The following is a 24,000-nucleotide window of genomic DNA, read 5'->3' as shown; positions in this document are numbered from 1 at the left end:
TCTTTTCCGGGGCGCGGGTGGCACGTATATTAGTTGGCTTCGTGTGCCAGGCGTTCAGTCTGGCACCCGCTTCCTGCCCTTTCAAACCTTTCGGCGGGGCGTAGCGCGTTTTCTCAATCGGGATCCCATCATGCAGTTCAGCAAATCGAACAAGCTCGCCAATGTCTGCTATGACATTCGCGGCCCAGTGCTCAAGCACGCCAAGCGCCTGGAAGAGGAAGGCCACCGCATCCTCAAGCTGAACATCGGCAACCCGGCGCCGTTTGGCTTCGAGGCGCCTGACGAAATTCTTCAGGATGTGATCCGCAACCTGCCCACCGCGCAGGGCTACAGCGATTCCAAGGGCCTGTTCAGTGCACGCAAGGCCGTCATGCAGTACTGCCAGCAGAAAGGCATCGAAGGCGTCACCATCGAAGACATCTACCTCGGCAACGGGGTGTCCGAGTTGATCGTCATGTCGATGCAGGCGTTGCTGAACAACGGCGACGAAGTGCTCATCCCTGCCCCTGACTACCCGCTGTGGACCGCTGCCGTGAGCCTGGCCGGCGGCAAGCCGGTGCACTACCTGTGCGATGAACAGGCCGACTGGTTCCCCGACCTTGACGACATCAAGGCCAAGATCACCCCGAATACCAAGGCGCTGGTGATCATCAACCCGAACAACCCGACCGGCGCAGTTTATTCCCGCGAGCTGCTGCTGGGCATGCTCGAGCTGGCCCGCCAGCACAACCTGGTGGTGTTCTCCGACGAGATCTACGACAAGATCCTCTATGACGAAGCCGTGCACATCAGCACCGCCTCGCTGGCCCCCGACCTGCTGTGCCTGACCTTCAACGGCCTGTCCAAGTCGTACCGGGTAGCGGGCTTCCGTTCCGGCTGGCTGATCATCTCGGGGCCCAAGCACCACGCCCAGAGCTATATCGAAGGCATCGACATGCTGGCCAACATGCGCCTGTGCGCCAACGTGCCGGCCCAGCATGCGATCCAGACCGCACTGGGCGGCTACCAGAGCATCAACGACCTGGTACTGCCACCGGGCCGCCTGCTGGAACAGCGCAACCGCACCTACGAGCTGCTCAACGATATCCCCGGGGTGAGCTGCGTGAAGCCGATGGGCGCGCTGTATGCGTTCCCGAAGATCGACCCGAAGGTATGTCCGATCCACAACGACGAGAAATTCGTGCTCGACCTGCTGTTGTCGGAAAAGCTGCTGATCGTGCAGGGCACAGCGTTCAACTGGCCATGGCCGGACCACTTCCGCGTGGTGACCTTGCCACGGGTGGATGACCTGGAAGCGGCGATCGGTCGGATTGGCAGTTTCCTGAAGGGTTATTCGCAGTAGGTTCGACCGAGGATCTGGGGAGGCGCCGAGATCGCGCGCCGCCCGCGCGGCGCTCGATCTCAACGCCGCCGTAGATCTCCAGGCATGAGCCGCTTCTTACATCCTGCAACGCTCTATCCCACAGCCCTCCTGCCATCCTCTGCCATACTCCGCCGTACACAGTTTGAAATAGTCACCCGATTGAATCAGCACGGCCGGCACCTTATATACCCCGCAGTAAGCGACAACTCATCCGTCAGGAGAACGTAACAACCATGATGCGCATTCTGTTGTTTGTAGCCACCAACCTTGCGGTGGTGCTGGTTGCAAGCATTACCCTGAGCCTGTTCGGTTTCAACGGGTTCATGGCCGCCAACGGGGTCGACCTGAACCTCAGCAGCCTGCTGGTGTTCTGCGCCGTGTTCGGCTTTGCCGGCTCCCTCGTCTCGCTGTTCATCTCCAAGTGGATGGCGAAGATGACTACCGGCACCCAGATCATCAGCCAGCCGCGCACCCGCCACGAGCAGTGGTTGTTGCAAACGGTCGAGGAACTGTCCCGCGAGGCCGGGATCAAGATGCCCGAGGTGGGCATTTTCCCGGCCTACGAGGCCAACGCCTTCGCCACCGGCTGGAACCGCAACGACGCGCTGGTCGCGGTGTCGCAGGGGTTGCTGGAGCGCTTCTCGCCCGATGAGGTGCGCGCGGTACTGGCCCACGAGATCGGCCACGTGGCGAACGGCGACATGGTCACCCTGGCGCTGGTTCAGGGCGTGGTCAACACCTTCGTGATGTTCTTCGCACGCATCATCGGCAACTTCGTCGACAAGGTCATCTTCAAGAACGAAGAAGGCCAGGGCATTGCCTATTACGTGGCAACCATCGTTGCCGAACTGGTACTCGGCATCCTGGCCAGCATGATCGTGATGTGGTTCTCGCGCCGCCGCGAATACCGCGCCGACGAAGCCGGTGCACAGCTGGCCGGTACCGCAGCGATGATCGGCGCCCTGCAACGCCTGCGTGTGGAGCAAGGCTTGCCGGTGCACATGCCTGACACCTTGAAGGCTTTCGGCATCAATGGCGGCCTCAAGCACGGCCTGGCTGGCCTGCTGATGAGCCACCCGCCGCTGGAAGACCGCATCGAGGCCCTGCGCCGTCGCGGTTGATTCACCCAGTGACAGGAAAGGGCGACTTCGGTCGCCCTTTTTTGTGCACGGCAACACCGCATTCAGCGGCTTACCTGGTACACCCTCTCAAACAGGCTGGTAACTCCCGCCTGTCCAAACTTCGGGCTCTGCTCGATGACTTGCGCAACCTCCAGCTCGTCCACCTGCCACCCGGCCAAGCCGAGACGCAGCTCTTCATCACCGACCGAGAACGGCGGCCCGTCCAGCAGCGCCTGGTCGTAATCCAGGGTTACCATCAGCCCGCGGCACCCCGCTGGCAGCAACGCCGACAATCGTTGCAAATAACGCGCACGCATCTGCGGCGGCAGCGCGATTACCGCCGCCCGGTCATACAGCCCTGTACAGTCGCCGATATCCTCCGGCTGCAGAGCAAAGAAATCACCGCACCACAGCTGCAGATCACCATTGCGCCAGACCTCGAACGCCCCGCGCTGCTGCACCTCGGCATCGAGCCCATGCTCGCGGAAGAAATCCTCCACCGCCCGCCGCGACAGCTCGATGCCCACCACGCGATGCCCCTGCCCGGCCAACCAGGCCAGGTCCAGGCTCTTGCCGCACAGCGGCACCAGCACTTGGCTACCCGGCTGCCGCTGCAGCTGCGCCCAATACTTTTGCAGGTAGGGGTTCACCTGCGCCTGATGAAAACCGATCTGGTTGTCGGCCCACCGCTGCTGCCAGAACGCTGGCTCCATGATCACTCCCGATTTTTAGATGGTTTACCGGTAAAACTTGGTTTGGATTTCGATGTGTAGTTGTTCGAAGATGAACACATCTTAACCGCCAGGACTCTGCCATGTTGCCCAGCCTGTTCATTTCCCATGGTTCCCCCATGCTTGCCCTGCAACCCGGGGCCAGCGGGCCGGCATTGGCCGGGCTGGCCAATAGCCTGGCGCGGCCGAAAGCGATCGTGGTGGTATCGGCGCACTGGGAAAGCCGCGAACTGCTGGTGACCAGCAGTGAACGGCCCGAGACGTGGCATGACTTCTATGGCTTCCCGCAGGCGCTGTATGCAGTGCAATACCCTGCGCCGGGCGAGCCCGCCCTTGCCGGGCAGGTCAGCGCCCTGCTGAGCGCTGCCGGGCTGCCGGCCCGGCTGGACCCGCAACGCCCGTTCGACCACGGCGCCTGGGTACCGTTGTGGCTGATGTACCCGGATGCGAGCATCCCTGTGGTGCAGGTTTCGCTGCCCAGCCATTTGGGGCCGGCATTGCAACTCAAGGTGGGCCAGGCGCTGGCGGGGCTACGCGACCAAGGGGTGCTGCTGATCGGCTCGGGCAGCATCACCCACAACCTGGGCGAACTGGACTGGCACGCCGGGCCGGAGGCGATCGAACCTTGGGCGCTGGCATTCAGGGATTGGGTGGTGGAAAAGCTGCAAGCCGATGACCAGGCAGCGTTGCTGGACTACCGGCAACAGGCACCGAATGCAGTGCGTAACCATCCCAGCGATGAGCACTTGCTGCCGCTGTTCTTTGCCCTTGGGGCGGGGGGCAAATTTGGCGTGGAGCACCAAGGGTTTACCCTCGGGGCGTTGGGGATGGACATCTATCGGTTCGACTGAAGATAGCCGGGGGCGCTTTGCGCCCCTGTCGCGACACAAGGCCGCTCCTACCAGGGTTACGCGCTACCGTGGAGTACGCGATCCTTTGCAGGAGCGGCCTTGTGTCGCGATGGGCTGCAAAAGCAGCCGCAAAATGGCACAGACAAAAAAATCCCCGACCTGGGCCGGGGATTTTTCATTGCGCCAGGATCAATCCTCGCGGTAGCGGCGCAGCTTCAGCTGCTTGCCAGCCACGCGGGTGTCCTTGAGCTTGGACAGCAGCTTCTCCAGGCCGTCTTCCGGCAGCTCGACCAGGCTGAAGCTGTCGCGCACCTGGATGCGGCCGATGGCGTCACGGGCCAGGCCACCCTCGTTGAGGATCGCACCGAGCAGGTTCTTGGCAGCGATGCCGTCACGGGCACCCAGGGCGGTACGGCAACGCACGCGGCCTTCGGCCAGCGGCATCGGCGCACGGCGCTCGCGGTCACCACGCTCCGGGCGCTCGCCACGCTCACCACGCTCACTGCTGCGCTCACGCGGGGTGAAGCTTGGCACCAGCGGTTGCTCACGCTCCACTGCAGCCAGGTCCAGCGCCTGGCCATTGGTGGCCTTGCGCAGCAGGGCGGCAGCCAGGGCACGCGCGCTGCAACCCAGGTCGTTGGTCAGGCGGTCGAACAGCTCGCCATGGGTGGCTTCGGCTTCGGCTACCAACGGCGCCAGGCTCGAAGTCAGCTTCTTGATGCGGGCATCCAGCACGGCCTGGGCATTCGGCAGGCGCGCTTCGGCCACCTTCTGCCCGGTAACACGCTCGATGACCTGCAGCATGCGGCGCTCACGCGGAGTCACCAGCAGCAGTGCGCGACCATCGCGACCGGCACGACCGGTACGGCCGATGCGGTGTACGTAGGACTCCGGGTCGTACGGCATGTCGACGTTGAACACGTGGGTGATGCGCGGTACATCCAGGCCTCGGGCGGCAACGTCGGTGGCGACGACGATGTCCAGGCGACCATCCTTGAGCGAGTCGATGACGCGCTCACGCTGGTTCTGGGCGATATCGCCGTTCAGCGCGGCAGCCTTGTAGCCCTTGGCTTCCAGCGCGGCGGCCAGGTCCAGGGTGGCTTGCTTGGTACGCACGAAGGCGATCAGCGCGTCGAACTCTTCCACTTCCAGCAGACGCAGCACAGCCGGGATCTTCTGGTCGGCGTGGACCATCAGGTGGGCCTGCTCGATCGCGGTGACGGTCTGGGTCTTGCTCTGGATCTTGACGTGCTTGGGCTCGCGCAGGTGACGCTCGGCGATCGAGCGGATCGACGACGGCAGGGTGGCGGAGAACAGCACGGTCTGGCGGCTGGCCGGGATGGCATCGAAGATCACTTCGAGGTCGTCCATGAAGCCCAGCTTGAGCATCTCGTCGGCTTCGTCGAGGACCAGGTACTGCACGGTGGACAGCACCTTTTCGTCACGGCGCAGGTGGTCGCACAGGCGGCCCGGGGTGGCCACGACGATTTGCGCGCCATTGCGGATCGCTCGCAGTTGTGGGCCCATCGGGGCACCACCGTAGACGGCGACCACGTTCACGCCCGGCATCTGCTTGGCGTAGGTTTCGAAAGCGGTAGCAACTTGCAGCGCCAACTCACGGGTTGGCGCCAGGATCAGGGCTTGCGGTTCGCGCTTGCTCACATCGATCTTGTTGAGGATCGGCAGGGCGAAGGCAGCGGTCTTGCCGGTGCCCGTCTGCGCCTGGCCGATCATGTCGTGACCGGCGAGGATGATCGGGATCGATTGTTGCTGAATGGCGGACGGCTCTTCGTAGCCGGTCGCCAGAACGGCAGCAACAATGTTCGGATTGAGATCGAGAGCGGCGAAGCCGCCGGTTTCCTGGGTCATGGGTCTGCCTCTAGGTGCATCCGCAAAGACCCATGCTCCAAAGCTGCACAAGCCATGAAAGACCGACAGGTCACCCAGGCAGCTTTGGCGGCGGGGATTTGCGAAAACGATTGAAAAAGAAAACTTGGGAAAGTCCGCCTAGCGGACGCGCAGCCGAAGCTGGACTCGGAGGGTTTGCACCACCTGATTTTGAGGTCCGCTAAAAGACCGGCGCGTACTATACCCGAAATGGTGCAAAGACGTGAGGAAAATTTTCAGGGTGCCTGGCCAGTGTCGGGCCATCAGCAATGTGCGGCTGAAACGATTCCTGTCTGCGATAACGCGTCGTCTGATTCGCGGGCATGCCCGCTCCCACAGGATACTCACCACCCTTGAGCACAGTGATATTCCTGTGGGAGCGGGCGTGCCCGCGAAGAAGCCAACTCAGGTAGCCGGCCGAATCTCGCGGATCAGCCCCTCGAGGCTGTACCCCAGGCGCGGCGCCAGCGCCTCTGCCCGGGCTTTCAGCCCATCCAGTTCCAGCGTCTGCTCCAAGTCCGCCGGTACCAGCAGGATCACATTGCCCTCCTTCACCGGCAACTCCCAGTAATGCCGGTGGTACAACCCGCGCAGCAACGCCGCACCCAGCGGCTTGCCGTCGTCGGTGGCCCATTGGTTGATCACCAGCCAGCCGCCGGGGTTGAGCTGCTGCTGGCAGCTTTCCAGGAAGTTCCACGCAAGGTGCCCTACCCCCGGCCCATGGTCGGTGTACAGGTCGACGAACACCAGGTCGGCCTTTTCCGCCGTGGGCAGCAGCTCCAGGGCATCCCCGATGCGTACATACAACCGCGGGTCGTCATCCAGGCCCAGGTATTCCATGGCCAGGCGCGGCACGTCCGGGCGCAGCTCGATGGCCTCGATGTCGTCCAGCGGCAGGAACTTCATGCACGCCTGGGTCAGCGTGCCGGCGCCAAGGCCGAGAAACAACGCGCTTTCCGGCTGTTCATGGCACAACGCCCCGACCAGCATGGCGCGGGTATAGTCGTACTCCAGCCAGCTGGGGTCGGCGGTGAATACGCAGCTCTGCTCGATCGCATCGCCAAACTCCAGAAAGCGGTAGTCGTCGACTTCATACACGCTGATGACGCCAAAGGCATCTTCCACCCGTGCCAGTAGCCGCTCTTGCCGTTCCGTCGTCATGTTCACCACCCAACCGCGCAAAAACGCGCATTGTCCGCCAACACCCTTGCTGCAACAAGCACGGCGCCAACTGTTACCATGGCCCAATAGCCTACAACCGACCAGACCGAGCCCGAGATGAACCAACCGTGGAGCCCTGACAGCTGGCGCGCCCTGCCGATCCAGCAGCAACCGACCTACCCCGACGCCGCGCACCTGCTGAAGATCGAACAGACCTTGGCCAGCTATCCGCCGCTGGTGTTCGCGGGCGAAGCACGCGAGCTGCGCCGGCAATTTGCCGAAGTCACCGAAGGCCGCGCCTTCCTGCTGCAGGGCGGCGATTGCGCCGAGAGCTTCGCCGAGTTCTCGGCGGCGAAAATCCGCGACACCTTCAAGGTGCTGCTGCAGATGGCCATCGTCATGACCTTCGCTGCCGGCTGCCCGGTGGTGAAAGTCGGGCGCATGGCCGGGCAATTCGCCAAGCCACGCTCCTCGGGCGATGAAACCATCGGCGACATCACCCTGCCGGCCTACCGTGGCGACATCGTCAACGGCATCGGTTTCGACGCCAAGAGCCGCATCCCCGACCCGGAACGCCTGCTGCAGGCCTACCACCAGGCCACCGCCAGCCTCAACCTGCTGCGGGCCTTCGCCCAGGGCGGGTTTGCCGACCTGCACCAGGTGCACAAATGGAACCTGGACTTCATCGCCAACTCGGCACTGGCGGACAAGTACCACCAGTTGGCCAACCGCATCGATGAAACCCTGGCGTTCATGCGCGCCTGCGGTCTGGACAGCGCGCCGCAACTGCGCGAAACCAGCTTCTTCACCGCCCACGAAGCACTGCTGCTGAACTACGAAGAAGCGTTCGTGCGCCAGGACAGCCTGACTGGCGACTACTACGACTGTTCGGCCCACATGCTGTGGATTGGCGACCGCACCCGCCAGCTGGACGGTGCCCATGTGGAGTTCCTGCGCGGCGTGCACAACCCGATCGGGGTCAAGGTTGGCCCAAGCATGAACCCAGAAGAACTGATTCGCCTGATCGACACGCTGAACCCGGCGAACGCCCCCGGGCGCCTGAACCTGATCGTGCGCATGGGGGCCGGCAAGGTGGGCGACCACCTGCCGGGGCTGATCCGCACGGTCGAGCGCGAGGGGCGCAAGGTGCTGTGGAGTTCCGACCCGATGCACGGCAATACCATCAAGGCCAGCAGCGGCTACAAGACCCGCGACTTCGCGCAGATCCTCGACGAGGTGAAGCAGTTCTTCCAGGTGCACCAGGCCGAGGGCAGCCATGCCGGCGGCATCCACATCGAGATGACCGGGCAGAACGTGACCGAATGCATTGGTGGTGCCCGGCCAATTACCGAAGATGCCTTGTCGGACCGCTACCATACCCACTGCGACCCGCGGATGAATGCCGACCAGTCGCTGGAGCTGGCGTTTCTGATTGCCGAAACGCTGAAGCAGGTACGGCGCTGAGGCGGGTGGGTGTATGCCTTGGGGTTCAGGTTGCCGGTGAGATCGAGCGCCGCGTGGGCGGCGCTCGATCTCACCGGCGCTGAAAACCCCAAGCCAAGCACCTCCCCCCCTTGCTCACTTACGCAGCGGGTCATCCCAGAAATGCCGCTCGGCCTCTTGCTGGATGTCGGCCCGGCTCAATCCCAGATCGTGCAGGGTCGCATCGCTGAGGCTGGCCAACTGCTGACGCTGGCGGTACAGCTGCAGCCACCGCGCCATCTGGTGGACGGCCGCATGCCACAGGTGGTTCAGGGAAAAGGCAGGTTGCTGGATGCTGCTGACATGACCTTTCATCGTGAAGCCCTCCGTGTTGATGGCTCCAGTCTGCTGTCAGGCATAAGATCAATCCAACGAATGTTTCTGATGCCATGCATCTCGGAGATTGATGCAATGTCCCAGTACCAGAGCCTCGACGCCGACGTATTGCGCACCTTTGTCGCCATCGCCGAGCAAGGTGGCTTCACCCGGGCCGGCGAGGTGGTCAACCGCACCCAGTCGGCGGTAAGCATGCAGATGAAACGCCTGGAAGAAGACATCCTGCAACGCCAGCTGTTCGAGCGCGACGGTCGCCAGGTGCGGCTGACCGCCGAAGGCCAGGTGCTGCTGGGTTATGCCCGGCGTATCCTCAAGCTGCACGGCGAAGTGTTCAATACCCTACGCATGCCGCACATGGTCGGGATGGTCCGTATCGGCACGCCGGACGACTACGCCATGCGCTTCCTGCCGACCATCTTGTCGAGCTTTGCCCAGGCCTACCCGCTGGTGCAGGTAGAGGTGCATTGCGAATCGTCCAAACAACTGATGCTGCGCCAGGACCTGGACCTGACCATCGTTACCCGCGAGCCGGGCAACGAGATTGGCCAGCTGTTGCGCCAGGAACGTCTGGTATGGGCCGCCGCCGAAGGTTTCTGTCCGCAGGAGCAACGGCCGATCCCGCTGGCGTTGTTCAACAGTGACTGCTTCTGCCGGGCCTGGACCTGCAATGCCCTGGAAGCCCAGGGCATCGATTACCGCATCGCCTACACCAGCCCGAGCCTGGCGGCGATTTTTGCCATCGTCACGGCCGGGCTGGCGGTAACCGCGCAGTTGCAGAGCCTGATTGGCGGGAACCTGCGCATCCTGGGCGAGAACGAAGGGTTGCCGCAGTTGCCGGTGGCCAATGTGATGCTGGTGCGCAGTACGCAGAGTGCGTCGCCGATTACCGATTGCATGGCCGATTACATCATCGAAGGGTTCAAGTGAGCCCGGGGCTGCTGTAGCAGCGGCCTTGCTCGCGACAAGACCGCAAAGCCCTCACAGCTCAAACCCGAGCATCACCGCGCACACCACCAGGAACACGCAGAACATCGCCCGCAGCGCCTTTTCGGGCAACGCATGGGCCAGCTTCACGCCCCAGCTGATGCTGAGCAAGCCGCCCACCGCCAACGGGATGCCCACACTCCAGTCAACGCTGTGGTGCACCCCATAGGTGAGCAAGGTCACCAAGGTACTCGGCGCCGCCAGGGCCAGCGACAACCCCTGCGCGACCACCTGGGTGGTACCGAACACACTGGTCAGGATCGGCGTGGCCACCACCGCCCCGCCCACGCCGAACAAGCCACCCATGGTGCCGGCGAAGCTGCCCAGCACGCCCAGCCATGGCCAGGGATGACGCAGCTCGGCGCTCGGCGGCGCAACTTTCATGAACATCCGCGCCACGTTCCACACTGCCAGGGCGACCAGGAAGCCGACAAAGCCCAGGCGCATGGAGTGCGCATCCAGCCCCACCGCCCAGATCGACCCCAGCCAGGCGAACACGAAGCTGCACAGCGACAATGGCACGGCGTGGCGCAGTTCGATGCGGTTACGCTGGTGGTAGCGCCACAGCGCCAGCAGCACGTTCGGCACCACCATCACCAGTGCCGTCCCCTGGGCCAGCTGCTGGTCCAGGCCAAACAGCACGCCCAGCGCCGGAATCGCGATCAACCCGCCACCAATGCCGAACAGGCCACCCATGGTCCCCAGGGCAGCGCCCAGCACGATATACAACACCCACTCGATCATCAGGGCCTCTCTGCCTGTACACACGATGCAAGCATGCTAGCCACTGCGGGCTGGCGGGGAAACGCACAGCAGCGCACAATGGCTGTGCGTCATCCGCATAAGCAAGGCAACCATGAGCCCTGATACCCTGACCGACCAGTTGAGCCTGTTCCTCGATGTGCTGGAAACCGGCAGCTTTTCTGCTGCCGCACGCCGCCATCCGCTGACCCCGTCTGCCGTAGCCCGGCGCATCGACAGCCTGGAAAGCGCCGTAGGTAGCCGCCTGTTCACCCGCAGCACCCACGCCGTGCGCGCCACTCCCGCGGGCAACGCCTTCGCCGAACGGGCCAGGCGCATCATCGAAGAACTGCGCCTGGCCCGCGCCGAAGCGGTGTCGCTGAGCAATGCCCCCGAAGGCCTGATCCGCATCGACGCCCCCGCCGCATTCGGCCGCCGCCACCTGGCGCCGGCCATTGCCGACTTCCTGGTGGCCTACCCGGGCCTGGACGTGCAACTGCGCCTGATCGACAGCTTCGTCGACCTGCATGGCAGCCACCTCGGCAAAGTCGACCTGGTGCTGCGCGCCGGCCCGCTGGCCGATACCCGGCTGGTCGCCACGCCACTGGCCTACATGGTGCGTATCGCCTGCGCCAGCCCCGCCTACCTGGCCAGCCGCGGCATCCCCACCTGCCCCAGCGAATTGCCCGGGCACGACGGCCTGGACTGGGACGGCCTGGCGCCGCCCTTTGCCTGGCGCTTCAACGTGGCCGGGCAAACCCGCCTGTACCGCCCCGCACGCATGCGCATGGCCGCGAACAACGCCGAGACCCTGCTGTTCGGGGCGCTCGCCGGGTTGGGCATCGCCCACCTGCCCACCTGGTTGATCAGCGAGTACCTGCTGCGCGGCGAGCTGGTACCACTGTTTTGCGACGGCGGCTTGCCGCAAGCCGAAACCAGCGGTATCTACGCGCTACGCCTGGAACACGAAACGAACTCTCGCAGCCGTTTGCTGCTCGAATTTCTCAAGAGCCGCTTCAGCCCGATTCCACCATGGGACCTGGCTTTGCGCAGTGAACTGCACGAGTAATGCGCGCACTGATGATCAGCGTGCCAGACTTACCCATTGATTACCTTTCAAGGACCTGCATGAACGCCGACACCCAAGCCTCCTGTGACGAGCTGCTGCTGGACAACCAGGTCTGTTTCGCCCTGCACTCCACCTCGTTGCTGATGACCAAGGTCTACAAACCACTGTTGCAGGCCCTGGGCCTGACCTACCCGCAATACCTGGCCATGCTCGTGCTGTGGGAGCACGATGGCCTGACCGTGGGCGAGATCAGCCAGCACCTGCTTACCGACCCCGGCTCGCTGACGCCGTTGCTCAAACGCCTGGAAAGCGAAGGCCTGCTGCAGCGCAACCGCAGCCGCGAAGACGAACGGGTGGTGCTGGTGCAACTGACCGACCAAGGCCGCGCTCTGCAACAGCGGGCCAGGGAGGTGCCGCAGTGCATCCTCAAGGCCAGTGGCCGCAGCCTGGAACAGCTGCAACAGCTGCAGGCCGACCTGCTGACGTTGCGCGAGAATCTGCAGAAGAACCTCTGACAATCTGGCTGAGGGATGGCCTCCGGACGAACGGCGATAATTTATCTTGCGCACAAACTAATTGCGCGCTAATTTAAATCCCACACCAACCCGCGCCCTTCCGCAGACGGAAGCGCACAACACGTTAGCGAGGCTCAAGATGCAAAAGGTCAATCCGCTGTACATCGCAGAAGCTACCTCCACCGGTGGGCGCGACGGCAAGTCCCGCTCCAGCGACGGCAAGCTGGAAGTCAAGCTCAGCACCCCCAAGGAACTGGGTGGCGCTGGTGGTGACGGTACCAACCCTGAGCAGCTGTTCGCCGCCGGTTACTCGGCATGCTTCATCGGCGCCTTGAAGTTCGTGGCCGGGCAAGAGAAGAAAGCCCTGCCGGCAGAGGCCTCGATCACTGCGAAGGTCGGCATCGGCCAGATTCCGGGCGGGTTCGGCCTGGACATCGACCTGCACATCAACCTGCCGGGCCTGGCCCAGGCCGAGGCCGAAGGGCTGGTGGAAAAGGCGCACAAGGTGTGCCCATACTCGAATGCCACCCGCAATAACGTGGACGTACGGCTGCATGTGACCGTCTAAGGCTCGATTGTAGGAGCGGCCTTGCGTCGCGATGGGCCGCGAAGCGGTCCCAGGAGTGGCCTGCAAAAGCCAGTATTTTTGTGGGATTGTGGGGCCGCTTCGCGGCCCATCGCGACGCAAGGCCGCTCCTACACAGGCGAGTGTTTGCAGGTAACGATCCAGATACGAAAAAACCCGGCCAAGGCCGGGTTTTTTGCGTTTCACAAGAAGAATTACTTCTTGGAACGGCCCTTGAAGGAGCCATCGCGGGTGTCGATATCGATCCACTCGTCGATTTCGATGAAGTCGGCAACCTGGACTTCAGTACCGTTGGCCAGCTTGGCAGGCTTCATGACCTTGCCCGAAGTGTCGCCGCGAGCAGCGTTCTCGGTGTAGGTAACCTGGCGGCTGATGGTGGTCGGCAGTTCGACCGATACCACTTTCTCTTCGTACATGGTCAGGGCGCAGACGTCCTGCATGCCTTCTTCGATGTACGGCAGAACGGCGTCGATGTCTTCGGCGTTCAGCTCGTACATGGTGTAGTCGGTGGTGTCCATGAAGGTGTACGCGTCACCGCTGATGAAGGACAGGGTCACTTCCTTGCGGTCGAGGATCACGTCGTCCAGCTTGTCGTCGGCGAAGTAGACGGTTTCAGTCTTGTAGCCGGTCAGCAGGTTCTTCAGCTTGGTCTTCATGATCGCGCTGTTGCGACCCGACTTGGTGAATTCGGCTTTCTGTACCAGCCACGGGTCGTTGTCGATCCGCAGTACGGTGCCGGGTTTCAGTTCTTTACCAGTTTTCATTACGCAGTATCCGAATCTGGATGGATTTATAAAAATCGAGGCCGCGTATCATAGCCAATTTCGGTAAAACTGTACCAGCGTCATGGCAAGGTCCGGCTGAGCGGCCTGTTTGGCACACCAGTGGCGGGCATGCGCCTGCAGCTCGTCCCAATGCGCCAGCACCTCGCCCCAGGCGGCGTGCATGTCGCGTTGCGTGCGGCTGTCGAGGTTCCAGGCGCGCCACAGATCGACCAGGGCTTCGCCGGCAGCATCCGACAGGCCCTGGCGATAAAGCGCCAGGAACGCTTCGAGTTTTTCCCAGTGTGCATTCTCTTCCTGCACGTAGATGTGCCACAGCAGTGGCCGCCCTGCCCACTGCGCACGCACGAACGAATCCTCGCCGCGCACGGCGTTGAAGTCGCAGCACCAGAGCAGGCGGTCGTAATCGTCCTGGCTGACGAAAGGCAGCACCTGCACGGTCAGCGCACCGCGCTGGCGTACCGCCCCCACCGGCAGCGCAGGCTCGCCCAGCCAGGCACACAGGTCGCCGAGGATGCGCCCTTCCGGCACCAGCAGGTGGCTGGGCCGGGCATCTTCGGCCAGGGCCTGCAGCCAGCCACCCAGGTGCGGATTCTCGTAGGCGAACAGCGAGATCAGCCGCGCGCCGTCCTGCACCTGTACGCCGAGCCCGGCGAGAAACGCAGTGCGCTGCGCCGGGTCGGCCTCGAAGGCGGCACGGCGCGCCAGCAAGGGTGCCTCGCGCAGCAGGCCGCCGGTGCCGGCGGTAAAGCCGGGAAAGTAGAACACCGTGCGCAACCCGTTGCCTTGTGGCGACGGCAAGCCGTGGCAACCCTCCACCCAATCTTCGGCACTGAGGTATTCCAGGTTCAGCCATAGCGCCGGTGACGGTCGCGCGGCCAGTGCTTCGATATAGCCCGCCGGCAAGCGGCAGCCGAAGGCTCCGATGACAACGTCGGCGCTTGCCACCGGCTGCCAGTCGGCTGGCCAGTGGCGTATCTCCACGCCCTGCTGCCACTGTTGGTCGAGTGCGGCATCGGCCCCCGGGCACAGGCGCACGAACGCACGAAGGTCGTCCACCCACAGGCGCACCGCCAGGCCATGCTCGGCCACCAACTGGCGGGCCAGACGCCAGGTCACGCCGATATCGCCATAGTTGTCGACAACGGTGCAGAAGATATCCCAGGTGGCTTTCATGTGCCCTGCCCTCGCCCAACGGAAAACCGCGAATTCTGCGGATAAATTGTCGCCGACAAAAGCACCGGCGCGGAAAAATGCCCGGACGCATGCGACAATGCACCCCGAACCACCCTGCCAGGACAGTGCCATGCCCCGCCACCGTGAACTGAAGATCACCCTCAAGCCGTTACCGTTGATCCTGTGCGTAGCCCTGGGCCTGTGGCTGGGCGCCATGGCTATCGCCGCCAGCCTGTGGCTGGCCCTGCAGTTGTGGCCAGAGCAGGTGCAGCCGCTGGCCCAGGCGGTGGCGCCTGGCATTGCCCGGCCAGTTGCAGCGCCAGCCCCGGCGGCGGACGGCCAGGCCGAGATGTTCGAGCGTTACAAGGACATCCTGCACAAGCAGGAGCAGCAACAGGCCGCCGAAGCCGCCCAGGGCAACCCGCGCAACCTGAACAACCCCAAATGCCAGTTCTGGTTGCAGCAGAATCGCACCGCGCCCACTGACAAAAGCCAGGCCAACGTGCTGGAGTTCTGTTACTGACCATGGACAAGCCCCGCCTGCTGGCGCAGATCGTCGCTACCCTCGAGCGTGACCTGGACGTGCTGACACGCGCAGCACAGACCGCGTATGAAGCGGCCACCGCCGAGGAGAACATCGCCGAAAACAAGTACGATACCCTGGGCCTGGAGGCCTCGTACCTGGCTACCGGCCAGGCCCGCCGCAGCGCGGAAATTCGCACGGCGCTGCAGACCTATCAGCAATTGCTGCTGCGCGACCATGACCCGGCACGCGGGGTGCAGATGAGCAACCTGGTGACGCTAGAGGATGAAGACGGCGGGCAACGGCGTCTGTTCCTCGGGCCCGCGGCGGCAGGGTTGAAGATTGGTGAGGGGGATGGGCTGGTCACGGTGATTACCCCGCGATCGCCGCTGGGGCAGCAGTTGATGGGCAAGCACGTGGATGATGAGGTGCGGCTGGGGTCGCAGACGTTGTTGATTGTCGAGATAGCCTGAGCTGCCCCGCCACCCGGCGCGGCCACATGCGGTCGCTTTGTAGGAGCGGCCTTGCGTCGCGATGGGGCGCACAGCGGCCCCAGGATCTGCGCGCCAGCATGAATAGTCGGGGGCTGCTACGCAGCCCATCGCGACGCAAGGCCGCTCCTACAACGATCGCATCGAGCCTGGGAGCCGCGCAGTACCATCAAAGCGCCTGCAAGGCATCGAACCGCCTCGCCAGGCCCTGGTGGGCAAACTGCTCCACCACAAAATCGACAAACGCCCGGGTCTTGCCCGGCAACAGCTTGTGCTCGGCGAAATACAGGCTGATATGCCCATCGTCCACATACCAGTCCGGCAGCACCCGGCGCAGCCGCCCGCTCTCCAGGTACGGTACCGCAAACGGCAGGCTCACCAGGGCAATCCCCAGCGCTTGCTCGGCCACCGCACACGCCGCGTCCGAATCGCTCATGGTCATCGCCTGACGCAACGCCAAGGGCTGCTGCTCCTGCCAGCGGCTGGTCAACGGCCACGAGCGCACGCGCCCGGTCTGCGGCGAACGGATCAGGATACCGTCATGCCGCTGCAGCGCCTGTGGCTCCGTGACCGGTACATGGCGGGCCAGATAAGCCGGCGCCGCCACCAGCACCCGGTGCGCCGGGGTCAACTTGCGCGCCACCACCCCTGGAGGCAGTTCGAAGCCGCCGCCAATCGCGGCATCGAAGCCCTGGCCGATCAGGTCGACCTGGCGGTTGTCGAAATGCCAGTCAGGGGTGATACCCGGGTAACGACGCAGGAATTCGCCCAGCAGGGGCAGCACGTACAAACGGCCGAACACCGTGCCCATGCTGACCCGCAACAACCCGGCCGGCTGGCCCTCGGCACTGGCCAGGTTGGCCACGGCGTACTGGATGGTGCGGAAACTGTCACTGACCTCCCCAAGAAATCGCTGCCCCGCCTCGGTCAGGGTCAGCTTGCGGGTACTACGCTGGAACAACCGCACCCCCAAGCGTGCTTCCAGCTGAGCAACATGCTTGCCTACCGCAGCCGGGGTGAGGCTCAGGCGCCTGGCAGCCTCGGCAAAACTGCCGACCTCGGCGCTGCGGATGAAACACTCCAAAGCGTTGAACGATTCCATGGCCATGATTAGCAACCAAAGGTTTACTCTGCTGATAGTGATTGCCATCTTATCAGCGGGTAATCAAGCGCCGATACTGCGCCCATCCAAGGCATTCCGGCCTGGCTTCCAGCAGGAGATCAACATGTCCAAGCAACACACCCTCGAAGGCAAAGTGGCCCTGGTGCAAGGCGGCTCCCGTGGTATCGGCGCAGCCATCGTGCGGCGCCTGGCCCGTGAAGGCGCGCAGGTGGCCTTCACCTATGTGAGCTCTGCCGGCCCGGCCGAACAACTGGCGCGGGAAATTACCGAAAACGGCGGCCGCGCCCTGGCACTGCGCGCCGACAGCGCTGATGCCGCTGCGGTACAACTGGCCGTGGATGACACCGTGAAGGCCTTCGGCCGGCTCGATATCCTGGTCAACAACGCCGGCGTGCTGGCGGTGGCGCCAGTGACCGAGTTCGACCTGGCCGACTTCGACCACATGCTGGCAGTGAATGTGCGCAGCGTGTTCGTCGCCAGCCAGGCGGCCGCGGGCTACATGGGCCAGGGCGGGCGCATCATCAATATCGGCAGCACCAACGCCGAACGCATGCCGTTTGCCGGTGGTGCGCCCTATGCCATGAGCAAGTCGGCACTGGTCGGCCTGACCCGTGGCATGGCCCGTGACCTGGGACCCAAAGGCATTACCGTGAACAACGTGCAGCCCGGGCCGGTGGACACCGACATGAACCCGGCCAGCGGTGAATTCGCCGAAAGCCTGATCCCGCTGATGGCGATCGGGCGGTATGGCGAGGCGGACGAGATCGCCAGCTTCGTGGCGTACCTGGCGGGGCCTGAGGCGGGGTACATTACCGGGGCCAGCCTGACTGTCGATGGCGGGTTTGCAGCCTGATCCAACGGTTGCCTGTACCGGCCTCTCCGCGGGCTGCCTGCTCCCACAGGCACCCCACTGGCTCCGGCCCGGTGAAAATCCTGTGGGAGCGGGCAAGCCCGCGAAGGGGCCGGTACAGGTTGCCCCTCCCCCTAACTGCCACGAGAACCACATGCACAACCCCACCCTGAGCCGCGCACTCATCCTGCTGATGGCCACCGCCACTGGCCTGGCCGTGGCCAGCAACTATTATGCGCAACCGTTGCTGCACAGCATCGCCCAACAGTTTGGCCTGAGCACCGCCAGCGCGGGCAGCATCGTCATTGCCGCGCAGCTCAGCTATGGCGCCGGCCTGCTGCTGCTGGCGCCACTCGGTGACCTGTTCGAACAGCGACGGTTGATAACCGTGATGACCGTGATTGCCACCCTGGGCCTGGTGATCAGTGCCTGCGCACCGAGCCTGCCCTGGTTGATCCTCGGCACGGCGCTGACCGGACTGTTCTCGGTGGTGGCGCAAATCCTGGTGCCCATGGCTGCAGCCCTCAGCGAGCCTCATTCGCGGGGGCGCGCGGTCGGCACGCTGATGAGCGGCCTGTTGCTGGGCATCCTGCTGGCGCGCACCGCCGCCGGGTTCATGGCCGAGCTGGGCGGCTGGCGCAGCATCTACGTGCTGGCCGCCGTGCTGATGGCCATCACCGCCGTGGCGCTGTACCGCAGCCTGCCGCAACACCACAGCCATGCCGGGCTGAAATACCCGGCGTTGATCGGCTCGGTGTTCCGCCTGTTCGTGGAAGAGCCAGTGCTGCGCCTGCGCTCGCTGCTCGGCCTGCTGGCATTCAGCCTGTTCGCCCTGTTCTGGACGCCGCTGGCATTCTTGTTGGCAAAAGACCCGTACCACTATTCCGATGCAGTGATCGGCCTGTTTGGCCTGGCCGGTGCTGCGGGTGCACTGGCCGCCAACTGGGCCGGGCGTCTGGCCGACCGGGGCAAGGGCGCACTGGGCACAACCGTGGGCCTGGTGGTGTTGCTGCTGTCCTGGGTACCGCTGGGCTTTGCCGAACAGTCGTTGCTGGCCCTGCTGCTGGGCGTGCTGATGCTCGACCTGGCGGTGCAACTGGTGCACGTGAGCAACCAGAACGCGGTGATCGCCCTGCGCCCCGAAGCGCGGACGCGGCTGAATGCCGGTTACATCACCTGCTACTTCATTGGCGGGGCGCTGGGGTCGTTGCTGGGCACGCAATTGTTCCAGTACCAGGGCTGGATGGGCATCGTGGTCGCCGGGCTGGTGATTGGCGCGCTGGCATTGCTGGCGTGGGTGGCAGCCGAGCGCAAGCGCAGGCAGCTGTTGCAGATGGCCTGAAAAGCGCGCGTTGGGTTCTTCGCGGGCTTGCCCGCGAAGAGGCCATCAGGCATGGCGACAACCTACCGCACTACCCTCCGTCGTCTGGCCGTTGACTTGCCCGCCATGGCAGCGCTCAGTAAGCGTTGGTCAAAGCCCTTTCCCTGACAGGACAACGTTATGACAAGACTCACGGTGCAATCCGGCGATTTCTTGCAAGGTGAAGGCGAGTATCGCAACGGATCGCTCACACTCAAGACCCCGCGCAGCCCCTCCCCGGGCGAGCGGATTTCCCTGGCACGGATCAGCGATCTCCGGCTGGCCAGCCTTGAATCCAGCCGTAGCCTGGGCAGCGCGCTGGGCTGGGGCGTGGCCGGCGCCCTGGTGGCCGGGCCGGTAGGGCTGTTGGCCGGGCTGTGGCTGGGCGGCAAGGAAGAAGAAGCCACCTTCCTGGCCACCTTCAAGGACGGGCGCAAGCTCATGGCCAGTACCGATGGCAAGACCTGGTCGAAGATCGACGACAACTGGCGCCAGCACCGGCGGCCGGGCGGCAAAGGCTGAATATCGCAGGGCGCGGATCGTTTTATGCTGAAGGCGGCTGTAAGATGCCGCCTTTTTCATGGCCTGTGCCTGCCTCTTCGCGGGTAAACCCGCTCCCACAGTGAAATCACCTGCCTCGGTTGTAGTGACTGCCCTGTGGGAGCGGGTTTACCCGCGAAGAGGCCGACACAGGAGTGCGCATCCAGGAGCCCCACCGCATGCCCCCGCGTCCCCCTCGCTTGCCCCTGAGCCTGCTCAGCCTGGGCCTGGCCCTGCATTGCCCACAGGTGTTTGCCGAAGACAGCGTGCTGCTGGCCCCGGTACAGGTGTCCGACACCTATGCCAACGATGGCTACCAGGCACGCGAGGCTGCAGTGGGCGGTTTCCAGCCCGCGCCCTTGCTCGACACCCCCGCCGCTGTCAGCGTGTTCAGCCAGCAGTTGCTCGAAGACCGCCAGGTACGCCTGCTCAGCGAAGTCCTGCAAAGCGATGCCTCGGTGGGCGAAAGCTATGCCCCCATCGGTTACTACGAAAACTTCAATGTCCGCGGCTTCGAGCTCAATGCGGCCAGCAGCTACCGCATCAACGGCCAGACCATCGCCGGCGAGCAGAACGTGGCCCTGGAAAACAAGCAGCAGGTGGAGTTGCTCAAAGGCTTGTCGGGGCTGCAGAGCGGCGTGTCGGAGCCAGGCGGCCTGATCAACTACGTGACCAAGCGCGCCGAAGACGTGCGTAGCGTCACCGTCTCGACCAACGAACAGGGCGAACGCTATCTGGCCACCGACCTGGGCGGCTGGTTCGGCAGCGAGCGGCAGTTCGGCCTGCGCGCCAACCTGGCCCATGAAGACATCCGCTCGCATGTCGACCACGCCGATGGCAAGCGCGACTTCGCCTCGCTGGCCTTCGACTGGCAGCTCAACCCGGATGCAACCTTGCAGCTGGATGCTGAATACCAGCACCGGGAGCAACGTTCGGTACCGGGCTATCAGCTGCTCGGTGGTAGCACTGTGCCCCACGGCATCGACCCCGACGACCGCCTGGCCTACCAGCATTGGGCCAAGCCGGTGCAGAACGACTCGCTGAACCTGGGCGGGCGTTTCGAATACCACCTCAACGAGGCCTGGACCGGAACCTTGCGTGCCTCGCGCAGCAAGGTGGTGATCGATGACTACAGTTCGTTTGCCTGGGGGTCGAGCGAAGGCGCATTCTTCGGCAGCAACGGCGACTACGATATCTACGACTTCCGCAGCCCCGACGATACCCGCCGCACCGATGAAGCACAGGCAATGCTCAATGGGCGTTTCGACGCGCTCGGCGTGGCGCATGACCTGACCGTAGGCAGCAGTGCGCAGCGGCGCACCCTTGATCAGCGCCCGTATTACAACGAGTGGCTAGGCACCGGCAACATCCATGCGGGTACCCCGGTACTCGCCCCGTCCGACAAACCCATCGGCGCCAGCGAACGCCGCCTGGACAGCCGCCAGTACGGCCTGTTCGTCAGCGACCGCATCAGCTTCAGCGAGCAATGGCAGACCGTGCTGGGCGCGCGTGAAGTGCGTCTGGATGAAAAGACCTGGGACGAAAACGGCGTGGCGGGCCGCCATACCCGCCAGTACCAGTTGCTGCCCAATGCCGCGTTGATCTACAAGCCGCAGCCGGAGACCACGGTGTATGCCAGCTACGCCAAGGGCTTGTCGGCCGGAGGCACAGCCCCCTGGTTTGCCGACAACGCCGCCGAAATACTGGCGCCGACCACGTCGCACCAGCTGGAACTCGGCCTCAAGCACGACTGGCAAGGCCTGAGCCTCAGCGCCGCGCTGTTCCAGATCCGCCAGGCGTATCAATATGCACGCCCGGATGGCACCGGCCATTACACCTACGTCCAGCAAGGCCAGCAGAAGAACACCGGCCTGGAGCTGGGCGCCAGCGGCTGGGTGACTTCGAACCTGCAGGTGCAGGCCAGCGCCGCAGCCATACGTGCGCGGGTACAGAACAGTGGTACCGATGCCTATGAGGGCCACCAGGCGATCAACGTGCCCAGGCTGCGGGCGGCGCTGCAGGCGGAATACACCCTGCCGGTGCCGGGCCTGGCGTTGCTCGGCGGCGCACGCTACAGCGCCAGCAAGTATGCGAGCCAAGCGGGGAACGTGGAGGTTGGCGGGTACACCGTGTTCGATCTCGGTAGCCGATACCGCCTGCGGGTCGGGGGGTACGACACGGTGCTGCGGCTGACAGTCGATAACGTGTTCGACAAGCGCTACTGGCGCGACGTGGGGGACTACCTGGGCGACAATTACTTGTTCCAGGGGGCACCGCGAACCGCCCGCCTTTCGGCTTCGGTGAGTTTCTGAGACTGGGGGGGCCGCGTTGCGGCCCCATTTTTCACGGAAAACAAAAAGCCCCCGGCTTTTCAGCGCGGGGGCTCTTCGTAGAATGTGGCGGTGAAGAAGGGATTTGAACCCTTGATACGATTTCTCGTATACACACTTTCCAGGCGTGCTCCTTCGACCACTCGGACACTTCACCGTTTTCTCTTCAAGCCTTTCAGCCTGTCGAGGCGCGCTAATTTAGTGGAAGGTCTTTCCTTTGGCAAGCATTTTTTTCAATTTTTTCATGCATTTGCATTTGAGCCCCGGCGAACGCTGACCGACCGGTCAGCCTTGCTGCTTTACCTGGCCCCTGGCGCTGGGTAACGTCGTCGCCACGCCAACAAAAGGACTCTGCCATGAGCGAGCTGATTACCTACCACGCCGAAGACGGCATCGCCACCCTGACCCTGAACAACGGCAAGGTCAATGCCATTTCGCCAGACGTCATCGCCGCGTTCAACGCCGCGCTCGACCGCGCCACTGAAGAACGCGCGGTGGTGATCATCACCGGCCAGCCGGGGATTCTGTCCGGCGGTTACGACCTCAAGGTAATGACCAGCGGCCCGCAACAAGCCATCAGCCTGGTCACCGCCGGTTCCACCCTCGCCCGCCGCCTGCTCGCGCACCCGTTCCCGGTGGTGGTCGCCTGCCCGGGCAATGCCGTGGCCAAGGGCGCCTTCCTGCTGTTGTCCGGCGACTATCGCATCGGCGTCGAAGGGCCGTACAAGGTGTGCCTGAACGAAGTGCAGATCGGCATGACCATGCACCATGCCGGTATCGAGCTGGCCCGCGACCGCTTGCGCCGTTCGGCCTTCCATCGCGCGGTGATCAACGCCGAAGTGTTTGACCCGCAAGGCGCGGTAGAGGCCGGCTTCCTCGACAAGGTGGTGCCTGCCGAACAGTTGCATGAGGCCGCACTGGCGACGGCGCGCGAGCTGAAGAAGCTGAACATGCTGGCGCACAAGAACACCAAGCTGAAGGTACGCAAAGGGTTGCTGGAAGCGCTGGACAAGGCGATCGAGCTGGACCAGCAGCACATGGGTTGACCGCACTGGCTCACACCAGGGTTTGCCGCGACCAGTGCACACCCGTACACTGCGCGGCGAATGTCTGGTGTGAGTCGTACCATGCTCTACTCCCTTCGCATGTTCCTGCTGGCGCTGCATTTTCTTGTGGTTGGCGCGGTGGGCCTGGTCATTGGCCTGTGCCGCCCGTTCAACCCCGACAACAGCCGCGTATTCGCCCGCCTCTACAGCCTGCCCGCCACCTGGCTGATGCGGCTCAAGGTCAAGGCCGAAGTCGGCCCGCTGTGGGACCAGCCGCCCGGCTGCGTGATCGTCGCCAACCACCAGTCCAACTTCGACCTGTTCGTGCTGGGCCAGGTGGTGCCCCAGCGCACCGTGGCCATCGGCAAGAAGAGCCTGGGCTGGATCCCGCTGTTCGGCCAGCTGTTCTGGCTGGGCGGCAACGTGCTGGTCGACCGCAAGAACGCCTACCAGGCACGCAAGGCCCTGCAGAAGACCACTCGGGTGCTGCAGGACGACACCTCGATCTGGATCTTCCCGGAAGGTACACGCAATGCTGGCAGGCAGTTGCTGGCGTTCAAGAAAGGTGCGTTCCACATGGCCATCGAGGCCGGTGTACCGATCGTGCCGGTGTGCGTCAGCCGTTACGCCGGGCGCTTGGCCCTGAACAGCTGGCGCCAGCGCACGGTGATCGTGCGCTCGCTCCCCCCGATCGCCACGGCCGGCATGACCCTGCAGGACCTGCCAGCCTTGATCGACCAGTGCCGCCAACAGATGCAGCACTGCATCGACCGTATGGAAGGGGAACTGGCCAAAGGCTAGGTTGCCTGCACTGGCCCCTTCGCGGGCACGCCCGCTCCCACAGGTCACCCACAATGCCTGAAGCTGTGGTAATCCTGTGGGAACGAGCAGGCCCGCGAAGAAGCCAGTAACAACTCCAGCCTTGCAGGTTGCTCTTGCGCCAGGTACAGCC

At 64.0% G+C, this 24,000-nt stretch carries 24 protein-coding genes and 1 tRNA gene; 16 read left to right on the top strand and 9 right to left on the bottom strand.

What is annotated here, in order from left to right:
• Positions 1–130: 130 nt before the first annotated feature.
• Together HU763_RS07510 and htpX are read left to right on the top strand one after the other, a co-directional pair.
• Positions 131–1,342: a pyridoxal phosphate-dependent aminotransferase gene (locus HU763_RS07510; RefSeq protein WP_186689069.1), complete on the top strand. Its 1,212-nt coding sequence runs from the start codon at positions 131–133 to the stop codon at positions 1,340–1,342.
• A gap of 254 nt (positions 1,343–1,596) precedes the next feature.
• Complete coding sequence (gene htpX / locus HU763_RS07505) at positions 1,597–2,484, top strand: protease HtpX (RefSeq protein ID WP_186689067.1); 888 nt, start codon at positions 1,597–1,599, stop codon at positions 2,482–2,484.
• A gap of 62 nt (positions 2,485–2,546) precedes the next feature.
• Here the strand turns inward: htpX and HU763_RS07500 are convergent, their stop codons facing one another.
• Entirely contained in the window at positions 2,547–3,197 is a 651-nt protein-coding gene (locus tag HU763_RS07500; RefSeq protein WP_186689065.1) for a thiopurine S-methyltransferase, read from the bottom strand.
• A gap of 101 nt (positions 3,198–3,298) precedes the next feature.
• Between HU763_RS07500 and HU763_RS07495 the strand changes: the two genes are divergently transcribed.
• Complete coding sequence (locus HU763_RS07495) at positions 3,299–4,066, top strand: DODA-type extradiol aromatic ring-opening family dioxygenase (RefSeq protein ID WP_186689063.1); 768 nt, start codon at positions 3,299–3,301, stop codon at positions 4,064–4,066.
• A gap of 189 nt (positions 4,067–4,255) precedes the next feature.
• On the opposite strand, the gene HU763_RS07490 is transcribed toward HU763_RS07495, so the two are convergent.
• Positions 4,256–5,935, bottom strand: coding sequence for a DEAD/DEAH box helicase (locus tag HU763_RS07490; protein WP_186689061.1), 1,680 nt, complete (start codon positions 5,933–5,935; stop codon positions 4,256–4,258).
• Positions 5,936–6,358: 423 nt separating this feature from the next.
• Positions 6,359–7,114, bottom strand: a complete 756-nt coding sequence (locus HU763_RS07485) for a spermidine synthase (protein WP_186689051.1) — start codon at positions 7,112–7,114, stop codon at positions 6,359–6,361.
• A gap of 117 nt (positions 7,115–7,231) precedes the next feature.
• Here HU763_RS07485 and HU763_RS07480 point away from each other — a divergent pair, with 117 nt between their 5' ends.
• Entirely contained in the window at positions 7,232–8,578 is a 1,347-nt protein-coding gene (locus HU763_RS07480; RefSeq protein ID WP_186689048.1) for a class II 3-deoxy-7-phosphoheptulonate synthase, read from the top strand.
• A gap of 114 nt (positions 8,579–8,692) precedes the next feature.
• Here HU763_RS07480 and HU763_RS07475 read toward each other — a convergent pair whose 3' ends face one another.
• Positions 8,693–8,911 (bottom strand): DUF1127 domain-containing protein, encoded by a 219-nt coding sequence (locus tag HU763_RS07475; protein ID WP_186689046.1) that lies wholly within the window; start codon positions 8,909–8,911, stop codon positions 8,693–8,695.
• Positions 8,912–9,007: 96 nt separating this feature from the next.
• On the opposite strand from HU763_RS07475, the gene HU763_RS07470 reads away from it, so the two are divergent.
• Positions 9,008–9,859 (top strand): LysR substrate-binding domain-containing protein, encoded by an 852-nt coding sequence (locus HU763_RS07470; RefSeq protein ID WP_186689044.1) that lies wholly within the window; start codon positions 9,008–9,010, stop codon positions 9,857–9,859.
• A gap of 51 nt (positions 9,860–9,910) precedes the next feature.
• Here HU763_RS07470 and HU763_RS07465 read toward each other — a convergent pair whose 3' ends face one another.
• Positions 9,911–10,660, bottom strand: coding sequence for a sulfite exporter TauE/SafE family protein (locus HU763_RS07465; protein ID WP_186689042.1), 750 nt, complete (start codon positions 10,658–10,660; stop codon positions 9,911–9,913).
• Between the two features lie 112 nt (positions 10,661–10,772).
• Here HU763_RS07465 and HU763_RS07460 point away from each other — a divergent pair, with 112 nt between their 5' ends.
• The 3 genes from HU763_RS07460 (at position 10,773) to HU763_RS07450 (ending at position 12,809) form a co-directional block, all read left to right on the top strand.
• Complete coding sequence (locus HU763_RS07460) at positions 10,773–11,726, top strand: LysR family transcriptional regulator (protein ID WP_186689039.1); 954 nt, start codon at positions 10,773–10,775, stop codon at positions 11,724–11,726.
• Positions 11,727–11,785: 59 nt separating this feature from the next.
• Positions 11,786–12,241 carry a MarR family winged helix-turn-helix transcriptional regulator gene (locus HU763_RS07455; protein WP_186689036.1) on the top strand — a complete coding sequence of 152 codons (456 nt, stop codon included), beginning with the start codon at positions 11,786–11,788 and terminating at the stop codon, positions 12,239–12,241.
• 139 nt (positions 12,242–12,380) lie between these two features.
• Positions 12,381–12,809: an organic hydroperoxide resistance protein gene (locus HU763_RS07450; RefSeq protein WP_170028871.1), complete on the top strand. Its 429-nt coding sequence runs from the start codon at positions 12,381–12,383 to the stop codon at positions 12,807–12,809.
• Positions 12,810–13,021: 212 nt separating this feature from the next.
• Here the strand turns inward: HU763_RS07450 and efp are convergent, their stop codons facing one another.
• Entirely contained in the window at positions 13,022–13,591 is a 570-nt protein-coding gene (efp, locus tag HU763_RS07445; protein WP_170028870.1) for an elongation factor P, read from the bottom strand.
• A 48-nt stretch (positions 13,592–13,639) separates the two neighbouring features.
• Complete coding sequence (earP, locus tag HU763_RS07440) at positions 13,640–14,785, bottom strand: elongation factor P maturation arginine rhamnosyltransferase EarP (protein WP_186689031.1); 1,146 nt, start codon at positions 14,783–14,785, stop codon at positions 13,640–13,642.
• 130 nt (positions 14,786–14,915) lie between these two features.
• Here earP and HU763_RS07435 point away from each other — a divergent pair, with 130 nt between their 5' ends.
• Together HU763_RS07435 and HU763_RS07430 are read left to right on the top strand one after the other, a co-directional pair.
• A complete protein-coding gene (locus HU763_RS07435) occupies positions 14,916–15,308 on the top strand; it encodes a hypothetical protein (protein WP_186689021.1) in 393 nt (130 codons plus the stop codon).
• Positions 15,309–15,310: 2 nt separating this feature from the next.
• A complete protein-coding gene (locus HU763_RS07430) occupies positions 15,311–15,781 on the top strand; it encodes a GreA/GreB family elongation factor (RefSeq protein ID WP_186689019.1) in 471 nt (156 codons plus the stop codon).
• Between the two features lie 187 nt (positions 15,782–15,968).
• Here the strand turns inward: HU763_RS07430 and HU763_RS07425 are convergent, their stop codons facing one another.
• On the bottom strand, positions 15,969–16,907 hold the full coding sequence (locus HU763_RS07425) for a LysR family transcriptional regulator (RefSeq protein WP_186689017.1): 939 nt from the start codon (positions 16,905–16,907) through the stop codon (positions 15,969–15,971).
• Between the two features lie 118 nt (positions 16,908–17,025).
• Between HU763_RS07425 and HU763_RS07420 the strand changes: the two genes are divergently transcribed.
• The 4 genes from HU763_RS07420 to HU763_RS07405 all read left to right on the top strand — a co-directional run bounded on the left by HU763_RS07420 (position 17,026) and on the right by HU763_RS07405 (position 21,984).
• Positions 17,026–17,775, top strand: a complete 750-nt coding sequence (locus tag HU763_RS07420; protein WP_186677915.1) for a 3-oxoacyl-ACP reductase family protein — start codon at positions 17,026–17,028, stop codon at positions 17,773–17,775.
• Positions 17,776–17,926: 151 nt separating this feature from the next.
• On the top strand, positions 17,927–19,114 hold the full coding sequence (locus HU763_RS07415; RefSeq protein ID WP_186689015.1) for an MFS transporter: 1,188 nt from the start codon (positions 17,927–17,929) through the stop codon (positions 19,112–19,114).
• A gap of 159 nt (positions 19,115–19,273) precedes the next feature.
• On the top strand, positions 19,274–19,654 hold the full coding sequence (locus HU763_RS07410) for a hypothetical protein (protein ID WP_186677919.1): 381 nt from the start codon (positions 19,274–19,276) through the stop codon (positions 19,652–19,654).
• 197 nt (positions 19,655–19,851) lie between these two features.
• Positions 19,852–21,984 (top strand): TonB-dependent siderophore receptor, encoded by a 2,133-nt coding sequence (locus HU763_RS07405; RefSeq protein WP_186689012.1) that lies wholly within the window; start codon positions 19,852–19,854, stop codon positions 21,982–21,984.
• A gap of 85 nt (positions 21,985–22,069) precedes the next feature.
• Here HU763_RS07405 and HU763_RS07400 read toward each other — a convergent pair.
• Positions 22,070–22,159, bottom strand: a tRNA-Ser gene (locus HU763_RS07400).
• A 199-nt stretch (positions 22,160–22,358) separates the two neighbouring features.
• Here HU763_RS07400 and HU763_RS07395 point away from each other — a divergent pair.
• Positions 22,359–23,048, top strand: a complete 690-nt coding sequence (locus HU763_RS07395; protein WP_186689009.1) for a crotonase/enoyl-CoA hydratase family protein — start codon at positions 22,359–22,361, stop codon at positions 23,046–23,048.
• 81 nt (positions 23,049–23,129) lie between these two features.
• On the top strand, positions 23,130–23,849 hold the full coding sequence (locus HU763_RS07390) for a lysophospholipid acyltransferase family protein (RefSeq protein ID WP_186689006.1): 720 nt from the start codon (positions 23,130–23,132) through the stop codon (positions 23,847–23,849).
• The last annotated feature ends 151 nt before the right edge of the window (positions 23,850–24,000 follow it).

Origin of the sequence: Pseudomonas anuradhapurensis (assembly GCF_014269225.2) — a bacterium.
GTDB lineage: Bacteria > Pseudomonadota > Gammaproteobacteria > Pseudomonadales > Pseudomonadaceae > Aquipseudomonas > Aquipseudomonas anuradhapurensis.
The sequence above is the reverse complement of the archived record's forward strand: the minus strand, read 5'-3'. Positions and strand labels throughout refer to the sequence as shown.

Excerpts from the sequence above, each read along its gene's own strand:
- HU763_RS07510 (WP_186689069.1), top strand. The coding sequence starts at position 131 with ATGCAGTTCAGCAAATCGAACAAGCTCGCCAATGTCTGCTATGACATT.
- htpX (WP_186689067.1), top strand. The coding sequence starts at position 1,597 with ATGATGCGCATTCTGTTGTTTGTAGCCACCAACCTTGCGGTGGTGCTG.
- HU763_RS07500 (WP_186689065.1), bottom strand. The coding sequence starts at position 3,197 with ATGGAGCCAGCGTTCTGGCAGCAGCGGTGGGCCGACAACCAGATCGGT.
- HU763_RS07495 (WP_186689063.1), top strand. The coding sequence starts at position 3,299 with ATGTTGCCCAGCCTGTTCATTTCCCATGGTTCCCCCATGCTTGCCCTG.
- HU763_RS07490 (WP_186689061.1), bottom strand. The coding sequence starts at position 5,935 with ATGACCCAGGAAACCGGCGGCTTCGCCGCTCTCGATCTCAATCCGAAC.
- HU763_RS07485 (WP_186689051.1), bottom strand. The coding sequence starts at position 7,114 with ATGACGACGGAACGGCAAGAGCGGCTACTGGCACGGGTGGAAGATGCC.
- HU763_RS07480 (WP_186689048.1), top strand. The coding sequence starts at position 7,232 with ATGAACCAACCGTGGAGCCCTGACAGCTGGCGCGCCCTGCCGATCCAG.
- HU763_RS07475 (WP_186689046.1), bottom strand. The coding sequence starts at position 8,911 with ATGAAAGGTCATGTCAGCAGCATCCAGCAACCTGCCTTTTCCCTGAAC.
- HU763_RS07470 (WP_186689044.1), top strand. The coding sequence starts at position 9,008 with ATGTCCCAGTACCAGAGCCTCGACGCCGACGTATTGCGCACCTTTGTC.
- HU763_RS07465 (WP_186689042.1), bottom strand. The coding sequence starts at position 10,660 with ATGATCGAGTGGGTGTTGTATATCGTGCTGGGCGCTGCCCTGGGGACC.
- HU763_RS07460 (WP_186689039.1), top strand. The coding sequence starts at position 10,773 with ATGAGCCCTGATACCCTGACCGACCAGTTGAGCCTGTTCCTCGATGTG.
- HU763_RS07455 (WP_186689036.1), top strand. The coding sequence starts at position 11,786 with ATGAACGCCGACACCCAAGCCTCCTGTGACGAGCTGCTGCTGGACAAC.
- HU763_RS07450 (WP_170028871.1), top strand. The coding sequence starts at position 12,381 with ATGCAAAAGGTCAATCCGCTGTACATCGCAGAAGCTACCTCCACCGGT.
- efp (WP_170028870.1), bottom strand. The coding sequence starts at position 13,591 with ATGAAAACTGGTAAAGAACTGAAACCCGGCACCGTACTGCGGATCGAC.
- earP (WP_186689031.1), bottom strand. The coding sequence starts at position 14,785 with ATGAAAGCCACCTGGGATATCTTCTGCACCGTTGTCGACAACTATGGC.
- HU763_RS07435 (WP_186689021.1), top strand. The coding sequence starts at position 14,916 with ATGCCCCGCCACCGTGAACTGAAGATCACCCTCAAGCCGTTACCGTTG.
- HU763_RS07430 (WP_186689019.1), top strand. The coding sequence starts at position 15,311 with ATGGACAAGCCCCGCCTGCTGGCGCAGATCGTCGCTACCCTCGAGCGT.
- HU763_RS07425 (WP_186689017.1), bottom strand. The coding sequence starts at position 16,907 with ATGGCCATGGAATCGTTCAACGCTTTGGAGTGTTTCATCCGCAGCGCC.
- HU763_RS07420 (WP_186677915.1), top strand. The coding sequence starts at position 17,026 with ATGTCCAAGCAACACACCCTCGAAGGCAAAGTGGCCCTGGTGCAAGGC.
- HU763_RS07415 (WP_186689015.1), top strand. The coding sequence starts at position 17,927 with ATGCACAACCCCACCCTGAGCCGCGCACTCATCCTGCTGATGGCCACC.
- HU763_RS07410 (WP_186677919.1), top strand. The coding sequence starts at position 19,274 with ATGACAAGACTCACGGTGCAATCCGGCGATTTCTTGCAAGGTGAAGGC.
- HU763_RS07405 (WP_186689012.1), top strand. The coding sequence starts at position 19,852 with ATGCCCCCGCGTCCCCCTCGCTTGCCCCTGAGCCTGCTCAGCCTGGGC.
- HU763_RS07395 (WP_186689009.1), top strand. The coding sequence starts at position 22,359 with ATGAGCGAGCTGATTACCTACCACGCCGAAGACGGCATCGCCACCCTG.
- HU763_RS07390 (WP_186689006.1), top strand. The coding sequence starts at position 23,130 with ATGCTCTACTCCCTTCGCATGTTCCTGCTGGCGCTGCATTTTCTTGTG.